Annotated in this window: 11 protein-coding genes; 6 read left to right on the top strand and 5 right to left on the bottom strand. The window is 62.1% G+C overall.

Going from position 1 to position 13800, the window contains the following annotated elements; genetic code table 11:
- The first annotated feature begins 258 nt into the window (after positions 1-258).
- From BFW87_RS07335 to BFW87_RS07320, 4 genes are all read left to right on the top strand, one after another.
- Positions 259-2649: a hybrid sensor histidine kinase/response regulator gene (locus tag BFW87_RS07335; RefSeq protein ID WP_078739249.1), complete on the top strand. Its 2391-nt coding sequence runs from the start codon at positions 259-261 to the stop codon at positions 2647-2649.
- A 67-nt stretch (positions 2650-2716) separates the two neighbouring features.
- The gene (locus BFW87_RS07330) at positions 2717-4369 is read left to right on the top strand and encodes an acyl-CoA dehydrogenase family protein (protein ID WP_078739247.1); all 1653 of its coding nucleotides are present in this window, start codon (positions 2717-2719) and stop codon (positions 4367-4369) included.
- Between the two features lie 185 nt (positions 4370-4554).
- Positions 4555-6027, top strand: coding sequence for an AMP nucleosidase (gene amn, locus BFW87_RS07325; RefSeq protein ID WP_176159720.1), 1473 nt, complete (start codon positions 4555-4557; stop codon positions 6025-6027).
- Positions 6028-6097: 70 nt separating this feature from the next.
- Positions 6098-6733, top strand: a complete 636-nt coding sequence (locus tag BFW87_RS07320) for a pseudouridine synthase (protein WP_078739245.1) — start codon at positions 6098-6100, stop codon at positions 6731-6733.
- Here BFW87_RS07320 and BFW87_RS07315 read toward each other — a convergent pair.
- The 3 genes from BFW87_RS07315 to BFW87_RS07305 all read right to left on the bottom strand — a co-directional run bounded on the left by BFW87_RS07315 (position 6728) and on the right by BFW87_RS07305 (position 8072).
- Positions 6728-6937: a DUF2788 domain-containing protein gene (locus tag BFW87_RS07315; protein WP_007975837.1), complete on the bottom strand. Its 210-nt coding sequence runs from the start codon at positions 6935-6937 to the stop codon at positions 6728-6730. The genes BFW87_RS07320 and BFW87_RS07315 overlap by 6 nt on opposite strands.
- 123 nt (positions 6938-7060) lie before the next feature.
- Positions 7061-7366 carry a hypothetical protein gene (locus BFW87_RS31430; protein WP_139372405.1) on the bottom strand — a complete coding sequence of 102 codons (306 nt, stop codon included), beginning with the start codon at positions 7364-7366 and terminating at the stop codon, positions 7061-7063.
- 226 nt (positions 7367-7592) lie between these two features.
- Entirely contained in the window at positions 7593-8072 is a 480-nt protein-coding gene (locus tag BFW87_RS07305) for an Lrp/AsnC family transcriptional regulator (protein WP_003194418.1), read from the bottom strand.
- A gap of 433 nt (positions 8073-8505) precedes the next feature.
- On the opposite strand from BFW87_RS07305, the gene BFW87_RS07295 reads away from it, so the two are divergent.
- Positions 8506-9534 carry a DUF6515 family protein gene (locus tag BFW87_RS07295; RefSeq protein WP_078739242.1) on the top strand — a complete coding sequence of 343 codons (1029 nt, stop codon included), beginning with the start codon at positions 8506-8508 and terminating at the stop codon, positions 9532-9534.
- Between the two features lie 2 nt (positions 9535-9536).
- On the opposite strand, the gene BFW87_RS07290 is transcribed toward BFW87_RS07295, so the two are convergent.
- Both BFW87_RS07290 and BFW87_RS07285 read right to left on the bottom strand, forming a co-directional pair.
- Complete coding sequence (locus BFW87_RS07290; protein WP_078739241.1) at positions 9537-10430, bottom strand: cation diffusion facilitator family transporter; 894 nt, start codon at positions 10428-10430, stop codon at positions 9537-9539.
- 9 nt (positions 10431-10439) lie between these two features.
- On the bottom strand, positions 10440-10859 hold the full coding sequence (locus BFW87_RS07285; protein ID WP_078739240.1) for a polyribonucleotide nucleotidyltransferase: 420 nt from the start codon (positions 10857-10859) through the stop codon (positions 10440-10442).
- Between the two features lie 251 nt (positions 10860-11110).
- Here BFW87_RS07285 and hrpB point away from each other — a divergent pair, with 251 nt between their 5' ends.
- Positions 11111-13618, top strand: coding sequence for an ATP-dependent helicase HrpB (gene hrpB, locus BFW87_RS07280; protein ID WP_078739239.1), 2508 nt, complete (start codon positions 11111-11113; stop codon positions 13616-13618).
- The last annotated feature ends 182 nt before the right edge of the window (positions 13619-13800 follow it).

The raw sequence follows: 13800 nt of genomic DNA, 5'->3' as shown, positions 1-13800 counted from the left end.
GGCGTGGCTGCCTGGCGAGGGGGGAATTTCGAGTGTGAGAAAGGACTGATTTCGCGGGTTTTATCGACCGAATTCATTGCGTGAAAGCCGCTGAGAGTGCCGTTCTAGAGCCTTCAGGAAAATTATTTCAATGGTGTCTAATGGCCTTTACCCGCTATGCTAGAGTGGATCCAAACAACTTAATGTAACGCCGGTATACGTCATCTCAAAAGGAATGGGGGGCTTTTGACATAACCGGGCAAGCCACACCGGGGCTCTATGCGCTATTTGCTGATGTTAATCATGTGCGGGCTGCCGATGCTCGCCAGCGCCATCGAGTTTGATCAAAGCACTCGAAGCCTGCCGTTGGGCCGCGTCATGCAAGTGCTCGAAGACCCCACCGACGCCCTCACCATCGCCGAAGTCAGCTCCCCCGCGTACGCCGCCCAGTTCAAGACCCATGACAAAGCCACCCTCAACGCCGGTTATTCGCGTTCGGTGTTCTGGCTCAAAGTCGACCTGCATTACGTGGCCCAAGACCCGCGTTCCCCGCGCACCTGGTTTTTGGAGCTGGCCTACCCGCCGCTCAATCGTCTTGATATGTACCAGCGCGACAACGCTGGCAATTACCGGTTGACCACCCGCACCGGCAGCGCTTTGCCCTTCTCCAGCCGTGAAGTCAGTCAGAGCAATTACCTGTTCAAGCTCAACTTCGTGCCCGACCAGCAGGAAACCGTTTACCTGCGCCTGCAAAGCCAGGGTTCGATCCAGGCCCCGCTGACGCTCTGGGCCGGCACTGCGTACCTCGAAGAACAGCCGCTGCGCCTGTATGTGTTGGGCGCTATCTATGGCGTATTGCTGGGGATGCTGATCTACAACCTGTTCATCTACTTGAGCGTGCGCGACACCAGTTACCTCTACTACATCCTCTATATCGCCTCGTTCGGCCTGTATCAGCTGTCGGTCAATGGCGTGGCCGTGCAGTACTTCTGGCCGAATAACCCGTGGTGGGCGAATGCGGCGGTGCCCTTTCTGATCGGTTCGGCGGCGCTGTTTGGCAGCTTGTTCGCGCGCAGCTTTTTGCACACCGCGCAGCACAGCCGCTGGCTCAACCGGATACTGATCGGGCTGGCCGCCTGTGGCGCGCTGGTGATGGCGCTGGCGCTGCTGACCAGCTATGCCGTGGCCCTGCGCCTGGCCACAGGCCTTGCGCTGGTGTTTACCGTGACTATTTTTGTCGCCGCCATCAAAGCCTGGTATTGCGGCCAGCGCATGGCGCGCTATTTCATCATCGCCTGGTCGGCGTTCCTGCTGGGCGGGGTGGTGAATACGATGATGGTGTTGGGCTACCTGCCCAATGTGTTCCTGACCATGTACGCCAGCCAGCTCGGCTCGGCCATCGAAGTGGCGTTGTTGTCGCTGGCCCTGGCCGACCGAATCAACGGCATGCGCGAGCAGCAGGCGCAGATTCTGTTCGACGCCAGCCAGAAGCTCGAAGTGCTCAACCTGCAACTCGCCCGCAGCAACCGGCTCAAAGACGAATTTCTCGCCACCCTGACCCACGAACTGCGCACGCCGATGAACGGCGTGATCGGCTCCCTCGAATTGATGCAAACCGTGCCGCTGGACGACGACCTGACCCAGTATCAGCAAACCGCCGCCGGCTCGGCGCGGGACATGATGCGCATGGTCAACGGCATCCTCACCCTCACCGAGCTGCAAGCCGGGCGCCTCACCGCCCAAGCTGAAGTATTCAGCCTGCGCGCTGCCCTCGACGCCTTGCGTCAGCAATTCAGCGTCAGCGCCCAAAGCAAGGGCCTCGCCTTTTCCATCGACGTGGCGGACGAACTGCCGGACCGTGTGATTGGCGACGCCGGTAAACTCAGCCAATGCCTGGATTGCCTGCTCGACAATGCCTTCAAATTCACCCATGACGGCGCCGTGCGCCTGCGTGTGGTCGGTGTACCGCACAGTGATGGCTCGCTGCGCCTGAGTTTTATCGTGACCGACACCGGTATCGGCTTCGCCTTCCTCGACGAGGCCACGCTGTACCAGCGCTTCTTTCAGGTCGATGGGTCGATGACCCGGGAATACGGTGGGCTGGGTATTGGTTTGGCGATTTGCCGACAGTTGATCGAATTGCTCGGCGGGCGCCTGACCCATCATTCCGAGCCGCACAAGGGCAGTCGCTTCCAGTTGGAAGCAACCGTCACCCTGGCGCCGTCAGAGCCCAAACAAGCGCCCGCCCGCCAGCGCTCGCCGCAGGAATGCTCGGTGTTGCTGGTGGACGACAACAGCGTCGGTCAACTCGCGGTGCGCGGCATGCTGCTCAAGCTCGGTTACCGGGTCAAAACCGTGGACTCCGGCCCGGCCGCACTGGCGACGTTGCAAAGTGAACACTTCGATGCTGTGCTGCTGGACGTGCCTGAAGGCGGTTTCTCGTTGTGTTGTCAGATTCGTGCACTGCCCGGCTGCGGCGAGTTGCCGGTGATCGCCTTGAGCGCTTCTTTGCAGGCGCCCGAACGTGAGCGATGCCATGGCATAGGTGTGACCGAACGTCTGGCCAAGCCCGTTCGTTTCGACTTATTACAGGTGGCACTGGAACGCCGTCTGTTAACCCCGATAGAGGGCGAAAGCGCCGAACATTCGGCGCGTATGCCACTTTTTTAAGGCGGTTGACGGTGCTTAACTGAAATTCAGGCCTCAACTGCACGTGGCCTTTTCCAGGAGGCCCGTCATGAACCTGCATCAGTTCGCTGAAACCCACGACGTCACCAACCAGCCGCCATCGCTTGATGGCACCAACCTGTACCGCATCGACTTGCCCCTGCAAGAGTGGTCGCGTCGTTTTGGCGCAGGCTGGGCCGAGACGCGTATCGATACTTACGGCGCGCTGGCCGGTGGGCCGCTGATGGCGGCCGGGTTTCTGGCGAATGAAAACAAACCGGTGTTCAGCAGCCATGACCGCTACGGGCATCGCATCGACCTGGTGGAATTTCACCCGGCCTATCACGAGCTGATGCGCACCGCCGTCGAACATGGCCTGCCGTCTCTGCCGTGGGCGCATCCGCAACCCGGCGCGCATGTGGCACGCGCGGCCATGACCTATTTGCACAGTCAGGCCGAGGCGGGTACCGGTTGCCCGCTGACCATGACATTTGCGAGTGTTCCGGCCCTGCGCCTGCAGCCGGACGTGGCTGACACCTGGCTACCGAAAATTCTCGCCACCACCTACGACCCGCGCAACGTCGGCATCGCCCACAAGGCCGGGGCGACCCTCGGCATGGCCATGACCGAAAAGCAGGGTGGCACCGACGTGCGCGCCAACACCACCCGCGCTTACCCCGTGGGCGCGGGCGGCCCCGGGCAAGCCTATGAGCTGGTGGGCCACAAGTGGTTCTGCTCGGCGCCGATGTGCGATGCGTTCCTGACCCTGGCCCAGACCGACAAGGGCCTTACTTGCTTCCTGTTGCCACGGCACCGCCCGGATGACACGCGCAACGAGTTCTACATCCAGCGCCTGAAAAACAAACTCGGCAACAGCTCCAATGCGTCCAGCGAAGTAGAGTTCCGCGGCGCCCTGGCCTGGATGATCGGCGAAGAAGGTCGTGGCGTGCCGACCATCATCGAAATGGTCGCCATGACCCGCTTCGATTGCATGGTCGGCTCCAGCGCCCTGATGCGTCAGGCGCTGACCCAGGCCAGCCATCATTGCGCGCATCGTTCGGTCGGCGGGCGTGTGCTCAGTGAGCAGCCGTTGATGCAAAACGTGCTGGCGGACCTCGCCCTTGAAAGCGAAGCGTCATTGGCCTTGAGCCTGCGCATGGGCCGCGCGCTGGACCATCTCGATAGCGAGCAGGAAGCCAAATTCGCCCGGCTGGTGACGGCGGTGGGCAAGTACTGGATCTGCAAACGCGCGCCGGCAATGATCAACGAAGCTGCCGAATGCATGGGCGGTGCCGGGTATGTCGAGGACAGCATCCTGCCGCGCCTGTACCGTGAGGCGCCGGTGAACTCGACGTGGGAAGGTTCCGGCAATGTGCAGTGCCTGGACGTGCTGCGCGCGCTGTCCAAAGAGCCGGGCGTGCTGGAGGCGTTGTTTGTCGAACTGGGCGACGGGCATGGCGACAAGCGACTGGCGCGGCATATCGAGCAGTTGAAGTCGGCGTTTATGGACACCCAGGATATTCAGTACCGTGCGCGGCAATTGACTGAGGATATTGCCGTGGCGTTGCAGGCCAAGTTGCTGTTGGAGGCGGGGAACGCGGCGGTCAGTGATGGGTTTATTGCCAGCCGGTTGGGCGGGGCGTCCGGCCGGGTGTATGGCACTCTGCCGCGTGGGGTGGATGTGGAAGCTATCGTCGCCCGCTCAACGCCTCAATCCCTCTGAATAAATACAGTCAAACTGTGGGAGCTGGCTTGCCTGCGATAGCGGTCCATCAGTCACATTATTGCTGATTGACCCACCGCTATCGCAGGCAAGCCAGCTCCCACATTATTTACTGCATTCCAAACCCGGTGTTTCAGTGAGCCCGGGATACAGGCAAGATAAAGGCCTGCACGTCAGAACACAGGATGCTTACCGTGACCGAAGCTTTTGTTGTCGTCAAAACCGCCGAAGAAGCCGTGGATCGGCTGGCGGCTCTGCATGAGCGTGCCACTGGCGCACTCAATCAAGCCCTCAAGCAATACCTCAAAGACCGCGTCGAGCCTGACGCCGCACAGCGCGCGATGTTTCGCTACCCGGAACTGCGCCTGACTTACCTGGTTCAGGGCGAAGTCCCACAGACCACCCGCGCCTACGCCAAGGTGCAGTTGCCGGGGACCTACAGCGTCACCGTCACCCATCCCGCCGCGTTCCGTAAGTATTTGCTGGAGCAATTGGTGCCACTGATGCACGACTTCACCGTGACGGTGGAAGTGGGTGTCAGCCAGCAAAACATTCCGTACCCGTACGTGGTGGAGCAGGGCGACGAACTGGCCGGCTCCGGCGTGACCGCCGCGACCCTGGCCCGCGTGTTCCCAAGCACCGACCTGTCGGCCGCCACCGATGGCATTGCCGACGGCCTTTACGACTGGGAAAACACCGACCCGCTGCCGCTGGCGCTGTTCGATGCCGCCCGCGTGGACTTTTCCCTGCGTCGCCTGGTGCACTACACCGGCAGCGACTGGCGCCATGTGCAGCCGTGGATTCTGCTGACCAACTACCACCGCTACGTTGACCAGTTCATCGTGCATGGCCTGGAGCAACTGCGCAGCGACCCACGGTTTATCCGCATGGTGTTGCCGGGCAACGTGGTCATCGACAAGAGCATGGATCACGGCGAGGCTTCTGCGATTGCGGCAGGCGTGGTGTGGCACCGTTACCAAATGCCGGCCTACCACTTGCAGGCCTCCGATGGCCACGGTGTGACCCTGGTGAACATCGGCGTCGGCCCGTCCAACGCCAAGAACATCACCGACCACCTGGCCGTATTGCGCCCGCATTGCTGGCTGATGATCGGCCACTGTGGCGGCCTGCGCCAATCCCAGACCATCGGCGACTACGTACTGGCCCACGCCTACATGCGCCGCGACGGGATTCTCGACCGCGTGGTACCGCCGAACATTCCGATCCCGGCCCTGGCCGAAGTGCAGATGGCCTTGCAGCAAGCGGCGGCCAACGTCACTGGCGAAAAAGGCGAAGAGCTGAAAAAACGCCTGCGCACCGGCACCGTGCTGACCTACGACGACCGCAACTGGGAACTGCGTTGGGCCCAGGAACGGCCGCTGATCAACCTGTCTCGCGCCGTGGCCGTGGACATGGAAAGCGGCACCATCGCCGCCCAGGGTTATCGTCTGCGCGTGCCTTACGGCACCTTGTTGTGTGTGTCGGACAAACCGCTGCACAGCGAAATCAAGCTGCCGGGTTCGGCCAACGCGTTCTATGAGCGCGCGGTCAGCCAACACTTGAAGATCGGCATCGAAGCAGTGGATTTGTTGCGCACTGAACTCAACTCGCTGCACTCGCGCAAACTGCGCAGCTTCGACGAGCCGCCGTTCCGCTAAGCGGTTGGGATGGTCATTTAACGGTCAGGCCACTAGCATTGTCGGTCCTGACCGTTAGATTGCCTTTGCCATGTCCCGTCCCACCCGTCCCGATTCGCGCCGCCCTGGCGTGAAACCTCCACAGTCCGCCGCCCGTCGTGTCGCCAAGGCACCGCCGGCCGAGCCGAAGCTGGTGCTGTTCAACAAACCCTTCGACGTGCTGACCCAGTTCAGCGACGAAGGCGGCCGCGCGACCCTCAAGGATTTTATCGACATCCCCGGCATCTACCCGGCGGGCCGTCTGGACCGTGACAGCGAAGGTCTGTTGTTGCTGACCAACGATGGCCAGTTGCAAGCGCGTATTGCCGACCCCAAGCACAAGCTGGCGAAAACGTATTGGGTGCAAGTCGAAGGCGAACCGACCGAAGAGCAGCTGCAACGTTTGCGTGAGGGGGTCGAACTGAACGACGGCATGACTTTGCCCGCCGAAGCGCGGCAGTTGGATGAGCCTGAGCTGTGGCCGCGCAACCCGCCCGTGCGGTTTCGCAAGAGCGTGCCGACCCATTGGCTGGAGCTGGTGATTCGTGAAGGGCGTAACCGTCAGGTGCGGCGCATGACGGCGGCGGTGGGCTTGCCGACCTTGCGCCTGGTACGCGTGCGCATTGGCGAGTGGTCAATCGACGGCCTGGACCAGGGCCAATGGAAGGAAGTACCGGCGCGGTTATAAAGCGCCGGACTCGATCAGGCCGATCACCACGCTCTTGATGATGAACGCGGCCACGCCCAGCCCCAGCACGAAAAACAGGATGAACGAGCCAAAGCGCCCGGCCTTGGATTTCTTCGCCAGGTCCCAGACGATAAAGCCCATGAAAATGATCAGAATGGTGACGAGGCCGGTCATCATCCATTCTTCAAAAACGGCGGGGTCGATGTTGTTCATGGGTTCTTTTCCGGCGGAGGAGACGGCGAGTATAAGGCAGTGTCATCGACCTGGAATTGACCTGCGTCGGTCAGTCGCACGCGACGCCCTGGACGCACTCCGCAAACGTTGGGATCACCGCCTCTGGTCGGCATTCAGCACGGGTGTGGAAAGACGCTGCAGTAAAATTGTGAAAGTCGTGGAATAAAAAAGCCTGTGGCCCTGTTTTATTGAAGTCATCAAAACAGTGCCGTGCGCAGCATTGAGCGCTATTGAGTCGGCCCATTGAAAAGCCGCGTCAACTTCAATGTTCGTTGGATGCAAGGCACGCCATAGGAGCACAACCCAATGTGGCACCTGAATAAAGTCACCGCGTCGTTTACCGCCCATCTTCCCCGCGCGGCACAGAACAACTTTGACACCTTCCAGAATGCGATTCATAACTTGGGTATCCACCCAAGAGACGCGGCTCAAATGCTCGGCAGCGCCGATTACAAAAGGTTAGGCACCTCGGATCAGTATCAAATTCGTCTATCCGGTTCCGAACGCGCGACCTTCCTGGTGGATACGGCTACCCGTACGGTGACCATTTTGCAGGTAGGCGGGCATACGTAGGCCCTGCATAAAAACATCGCCGCCGTGCGCGCTTCTACGTTTGGTCGGCCAGTCAGGTGCGCAAGTGCGTCAACGGCAACTCGGTGCTGTTGAGCACCTGGTTCAGCACGAAACTCGAGCGCACACTGGTCACGCCTTCAATGCGGGTCAAATGCCCCAGCAGCAGTTTCTGGTAGTGGTCCATGTCCGGCACCACCACTTTCAGCTGATAGTCCGCGTCCATCCCGGTGACCAAACTGCACTCCAGCACCTGGGGCAGGGTACGGATGGCGGCTTCAAAGTTCTCGAAACGCTCCGGTGTATGCCGGTCCATGCCGATCAGCACGTAGGCCGTCAGGCTCAACCCGAGCATCTTGCGATCAAGCAAGGCAACCTGACGCGCGATGTAGCCATCGTCTTCCAACTGCTTGACCCGGCGCGAGCAGGGCGACGGCGACAGGCCGATCCGCTCGGCCAGCTCCTGGTTGGAGATCCTCGCATCGCGCTGCAATTCCGCCAAAATACTCAAGTCGTATCGGTCAAGCTTGCTCATTGGGTTGGCCTTTGTCGTAACTATTGCGGTGAATTATCCATGAAGGGTTAAAAATTGCGCAAGCACTGTTTATTGACGCAATCTTCGCAATCATCTGTCGGGCGCCTGCGGGTATCTTTATTAACAGAATCACCGCCTGGACAAACAGTCCACTGCAGCTCGCCCAATCAGGCCTGCTGCGGCCGCCGCCCCAGCAGGGTTGAGCCGGCCTCCAGGCTGCACACTGTCCACAAGACGGCGTGAGGTGAGCCAACGTCAAAAGCGTTGAGCACGGACAAAATTCTCAAGGGGTGGCCGACGGGTCGCCCCTTTTTCTTTGTCTTCAGAAAATTGTTCTCGTGACTGATAACCTGTCTCAGAACCGGGTGAGGCTTTTCCAGTCTCATACTGTGAGGCCGGACATTCCAGGCCCAAACCCGCAGTGAGGAATAGCATGAAGCGCATCTGGCGTATGGCAGGTGTAGGTTTGCTGATGATCAGCGTCGGCACGCAAGTGATGGCCGACGACCCGCGCTCCGAGAACGGCGGTCAGCATGAACGAGGGCCTGAAGGCGGGCGGCAAGGCAACGAGCAGCCGCGCCCGCAAAATAACCAGCCGCGCCCTGAAAACAATCAGCCACGCCCGCAGAATCAGCACTTCGAGCGTGCCGAACAGCAAGGTCGTGGGCAGTGGCAAGGCCGCCCTCAGGGTGACGGGCAGCCTCGCCCTGCGCCACAGCAGCCTGCCAATAACCTGCCGATCCAGGGGCGCCCGGACACCGTTCGCCAAACCCAGGAGCCGCGTCAGGGCTATTACCGTGACATCCCGCGCCGCAACGACGACAACCCGCATTGGCAAGCCGGTAACGGCCCCGGCCCGCGCCCGGGTGGCGGCTTCAATAATGGCCACCCCAACGACAACCGCTGGCCAGGCCGCCCCGATGGGCATGGCAATGGCTGGGGCCCAGGCCCGCAGCATCGCCCCGGGTATATCGTCGACCGCTTCCCCGACCGTAATTACCGCGTGCCCTACCGTGGCCAGGATTACTTCTTCTCCGGTGGCTACTGGTATCGCCCGCAGGGCCCGCGTTATGTCGTGGTAACGCCGCCGTACGGCATTCGCGTGCAATATCTGCCGGACTACGCGCGGGAAGTGTGGGTGGGCAGTGCGCTGTTCTTCGTCGCAGCCGGCGCTTATTACACCTACGAAAGCACCTCCCAGCAGTACGTGGTCGTGCAACCGCCGACGGAAGCGCCAGCCCCGGCGCCGCAGGGCAACGGTTATGACGTGACGGCCTATCCCGCCAACGGCCAGTCACCGGCCCAGGTGCAACAGGACGGCTACGATTGTTATCGCTGGGCAGTGCAACAAAGTGGTTTCGACCCCCGCACCGTCACCTACGCCCCGGACCCTGCGGTAGTGCAAACCTACCGTCAGGCCCAGGGCAACTGCTTGAGCAGTCGCGGGTATCAGGTGCAGTAGTACTAGGCTTTGTTGCCCGTGACCACTTCCCGCGGGTCGGCGTGCACCAGCACTTCGGCGCGTGGGTAGGCCTGATGGATGGCGTCGGCAGCCTGATCGCTGATGCCGTGGGCGACTGACAGCGTCAACTCCCCCGGCAATTCCAGGTGCAACTGCACGAACCAATGGCTGCCGGAAATACGCGTGCGCAAATCATGCGCGCCCAACACCCCCGGCACTCCGCGCGCCAATTCCAGCATGTGCTGGCTGACGTCCGGTGGCAGTTCCTCATCCATCAGCACCGCGAAGCTTTCCCGGGCGATCTGGATCGCGCTCCACAAAATGTAGGCGGCAATGCCAAGGCCAAACCAGGCGTCCACTTGGTGATAGCCGAAGCCCGCCAGCACCAGCGCCACCAGAATGCTGCCGTTGAGCATCAAGTCCGAGCGGTAATGCAGCGAGTCCGCGCGCACCGCGTTGGAGCCGGTTTCGCGGATTACTCGATGTTGCAGCATCAACAGCGCGACCGTCAGCACCAGCGAAAATACAATCACGCCGATGCTCAGCCACGGCGCGCCCACCGGTTCCGGGTGTTGCAAGCGCTGGTACGCCTGAAACGCGATCAGCACCGCACTGCCTGCGATAAACAGCGCCTGGGCCATGCCCGACAGCGATTCCGCTTTGCCATGCCCATAACGGTGATCGTCATCGGCCGGGCGCAGCGCGTAATGCACCGCCAGCAAATTCAGCAGCGAAGTCACGCCATCAAGTAGCGAGTCGGTCAACCCGGCAAGCATGCTCACCGAGCTGCTGAACCACCACGCGATGGCCTTGGTGACAATCAGCACGCAGGCCACACCCACTGACGCGCGTGTGGCCAGGCGCAGGAGCCTGGCGTGTTCGGGACTGCTGGTCATAGGCGGTCCTTAAGCAGCGGGTTGCAGGCCCAGGGACGCAAGCTGTTGCACGCTGCCCTTGAACTGGATCATGCGCGGGTCGTCCAGCGGCAAGGTGCGGCCGGTTTCTTTCTGGATGATGCTTTGCAGCTTGGCGGTGTCGACCTTGCCGTCGGCGCCGATGGCTTCGTGGAGTTTCTCGGGGGCGACTTGAGCGGTTTTGCCCGGCTCGAAGTAGATGGCGCCAGTGGCGAAGTCGACGCCAAAGGCGATCAGGCCCGGGATCACATAAAACAGCAGGCCCACGGCGTCGAGCACGGCAATGGTCGGGTCGATCTTGCCGTCGATCTGGCCACGGCGGTCGGGGTAGAAAATCGAACCGCAGGCCGTCAATTGGCTCAGCAGGGTGACGGCGAGGACACCGCCGATGACACGGGAAGCGATACGCATGAAGACTCTCCTGAACGATTATTACGAGACTATAAGCCAGATCTATCGAGCGCCGCCGCTCTAATGTGGGAGCTGGCTTGCCTGCGATAGCGGTACATCAGTGCCCCATTGGCTGGCTGGCCCACCGCTATCGCAGGCAAGCCAGCTCCCACAGTAGATCGTGTTGCCAAGTCAATCGGGTGGTGTGTTTGAGACCGCCACCGGCATCCGGCCGTTCGCCGTTATACTCGCCGCTCTGCTTTGGAGCCAGTATGAATTCGTTGCCGATTGATGATGTTTTACCCGCCCTGCGTGACGCCTTGGCGATTCGCCATGAAGCCGTGCTGGAAGCGCCGCCCGGCGCCGGTAAAACCACCCGTGTGCCCCTCGCGCTGTTGAACGAAGCGTGGCTGGCCGGGCAGACCATCCTGATGCTCGAACCTCGTCGCCTCGCCGCCCGCGCCGCGGCTGAACGGCTGGCCAGCGAGCTGGGTGAAAAGGTCGGTGAAACCGTCGGCTATCGCATTCGTCTCGACAGCAAAGTCGGCCCCAACACGCGCATCGAAGTGGTCACCGAAGGCATCCTCACCCGTCGCCTGCAGGACGACCCGGCGCTCGACGGCGTGGGCCTGCTGATCTTTGACGAGTTCCACGAACGCAGCCTCGACGCCGACCTCGCGCTGGCCCTGAGCCTTAATGGTCGCGACCTGTTTCGCGACGAGCAGCCGCTGAAAATCCTGCTGATGTCGGCCACCCTCGAAGGCGAACGCCTGTCCGGGCTGCTGAACGACGCGCCCATCTTGCGCAGCGAAGGGCGCATGTTCCCGGTGCAGATGCGCTGGGGGCGGCCGTATCAGGCCGGTGAATTTATCGAGCCACGGGTTGTGCAAACCATCCTCGAAGCCCTGCACGACGAAACCGGCAGCGTGCTGGTGTTTCTGCCGGGGCAGGCGGAGATTCGCCGGGTTAACCAGCAACTGGCCGACGCCCTGGGTGATCGCCCTGATGTGCTGTTGTGCCCGTTGCACGGTGAACTCGACCTCAACGCCCAGCGCGCCGCCATCGACCCGGCCCCCATCGGCAAACGCAAAGTGGTGCTGGCCACCAACATCGCCGAGACCAGCCTGACCATCAACGGCGTGCGCGTGGTGATCGACGCCGGGCTGGCGCGGGTGCCGCGTTTCGACCCCGGCAGCGGCATGACCCGCCTCGACACCCAGCGCATCTCCCGCGCCAGCGCCACCCAGCGTGCCGGCCGGGCAGGGCGGCTGGAGCCGGGCGTGTGTTATCGCCTGTGGTCCGAGGACCAGCATGAAGGTTTGGCCGCGTACGGCAGCGCGGAAATCCTCGCGGCTGATCTTGCCGGCCTGGCCTTGCAACTGTCGCGTTGGGGCGTCACGCCTGCGCAATTGGTCTGGTTGGACGTACCGCCCACCGCCGCCTACGCGCAGGCCCAGGATTTGCTGGTGCGCCTCGGCGCATTGAATGAAGACAAACTGACCGGCCACGGCCAGAAGATGGCCGAGCTGCCGGCCCACCCGCGTATCGCGCATTTGCTGTTGCGCGGGCAGGACTTGGGGCTGGCGACCACCGCGTGTGACGTCGCTGCGCTGTTGGGTGAGCGCGATATCTTGCGCGGTGGCGGCGCGGATCTGCACAGCCGTCTGGCCCTGCTCAGCGGCGAAGAACGCGCGCGCGGCACTCAAGGTGGCGTGCAGCGCGCCAAGCAACTCGCCCGGCAATATCGCGGCTATCTAAGAGGCAAAGCGACGCAACCGGTGGCCGACCCCGACCACCCGCGCTGGCTCGGCGCCTTGCTGGCGCTGGCCTACCCGGACCGCGTCGCCCAGCAACGCCGCTCCGGTGGTGCCGAATACCGCCTGGCCAATGGCCGCGCCGCGCTGTTCGCCGAAGCCGACAGCCTGATGAAGCAAGCCTGGCTGGTGATCGCCGACCTTGGCAGCCGTCAGGGTCAGCGCGAAGAACGTATCTACCTCGCGGCGGACTTTGATCCGGCGCTGTTCGACACCGTCTTGGCTGAGCAAGTGCGCAACGTTGACCAGTTGGATTGGGATGAGCGCGAAGGTGTGTTGCGCGCTGAACGCCAGCGCAAAGTCGGCGAACTGGTGCTCAGCCGCGAACCGCTGACCGGCCTCGACGAGTCCGCGCGCAGCCAGGCGCTGGTTAACCTGGTACGGCGCAAAGGCTTGGAGTTGCTGCCGTGGACGCCCGAGCTGCGTCAATGGCAAGCCCGCGTCATGCTGCTGCGCCAGCTGGACGCTGGCAAAACCAGCGAATGGCCGGACCTCAGTGACAGCGCCTTGCTCGCCAGCCTTGAACACTGGTTGATGCCGTACCTGGGCAAAGTCTCGCGCTTGAGCCATTTTTCCAACCTAGATATCTCCAGCTTCCTGCATAACCTGCTGCCGTGGCCCTTGCCCCAGCGGCTGGATGAACTGGCGCCGCAGCATGTGAAAGTGCCGTCGGGCTCGTCGGTGCGGCTGGATTACAGCGAGCAGCCGCCGATTCTGGCGGTGCGTTTGCAGGAGCTGTTCGGGCTGGCGGACACGCCGCGCATTGCCGGTGGGCGGCAGGTGGTGAAACTGCACCTGCTGTCCCCGGCGCGGCGGCCGGTGCAGGTGACGCAGGACCTGGCGAACTTCTGGCGCAGTACGTACGCCGAGGTGAAGAAGGATTTGAAGGGAAGGTATCCGAAGCATTACTGGCCGGATGATCCTTTAGTTGCCGAAGCAACCGCCCGGATCAAACCCCGTAAGTAAGGCCTGTGGAGATCAAATGTGGGAGCGGCGGTGCGACGATTCGACTTGCTCGCGAAGGCAGTGTGTCAGTCGCCGAATAAGTGATCGTTCCCACGCTCCGCGTGGGAATGCCGCCCTGGACGCTCTGCGTCTGCTTCCAAGGTCGTGACGCGGAGCGTCACCGGATGCGTTCCCACGCGGAG

It is taken from the genome of Pseudomonas fluorescens, from assembly GCF_002022275.1.
Classification (GTDB): Bacteria; Pseudomonadota; Gammaproteobacteria; order Pseudomonadales; family Pseudomonadaceae; genus Aquipseudomonas; species Aquipseudomonas fluorescens_AJ.
Note: the sequence above shows the minus strand (reverse complement) of the source record. Positions and strands in the feature narration are given on the sequence as shown.

What these genes read in the sequence shown, in the direction of transcription:
- BFW87_RS31430 (WP_139372405.1), bottom strand. Translation starts at nt 7,366, where the DNA reads ATGAATCGCATTCTGGAAGGTGTCAAAGTTGTTCTGTGCCGCGCGGGG.
- BFW87_RS07320 (WP_078739245.1), top strand. Translation starts at nt 6,098, where the DNA reads ATGTCCCGTCCCACCCGTCCCGATTCGCGCCGCCCTGGCGTGAAACCT.
- BFW87_RS07285 (WP_078739240.1), bottom strand. Translation starts at nt 10,859, where the DNA reads ATGCGTATCGCTTCCCGTGTCATCGGCGGTGTCCTCGCCGTCACCCTG.
- BFW87_RS07335 (WP_078739249.1), top strand. Translation starts at nt 259, where the DNA reads ATGCGCTATTTGCTGATGTTAATCATGTGCGGGCTGCCGATGCTCGCC.
- BFW87_RS07305 (WP_003194418.1), bottom strand. Translation starts at nt 8,072, where the DNA reads ATGAGCAAGCTTGACCGATACGACTTGAGTATTTTGGCGGAATTGCAG.
- amn (WP_176159720.1), top strand. Translation starts at nt 4,555, where the DNA reads ATGCTTACCGTGACCGAAGCTTTTGTTGTCGTCAAAACCGCCGAAGAA.
- BFW87_RS07330 (WP_078739247.1), top strand. Translation starts at nt 2,717, where the DNA reads ATGAACCTGCATCAGTTCGCTGAAACCCACGACGTCACCAACCAGCCG.
- BFW87_RS07290 (WP_078739241.1), bottom strand. Translation starts at nt 10,430, where the DNA reads ATGACCAGCAGTCCCGAACACGCCAGGCTCCTGCGCCTGGCCACACGC.
- BFW87_RS07295 (WP_078739242.1), top strand. Translation starts at nt 8,506, where the DNA reads ATGAAGCGCATCTGGCGTATGGCAGGTGTAGGTTTGCTGATGATCAGC.
- hrpB (WP_078739239.1), top strand. Translation starts at nt 11,111, where the DNA reads ATGAATTCGTTGCCGATTGATGATGTTTTACCCGCCCTGCGTGACGCC.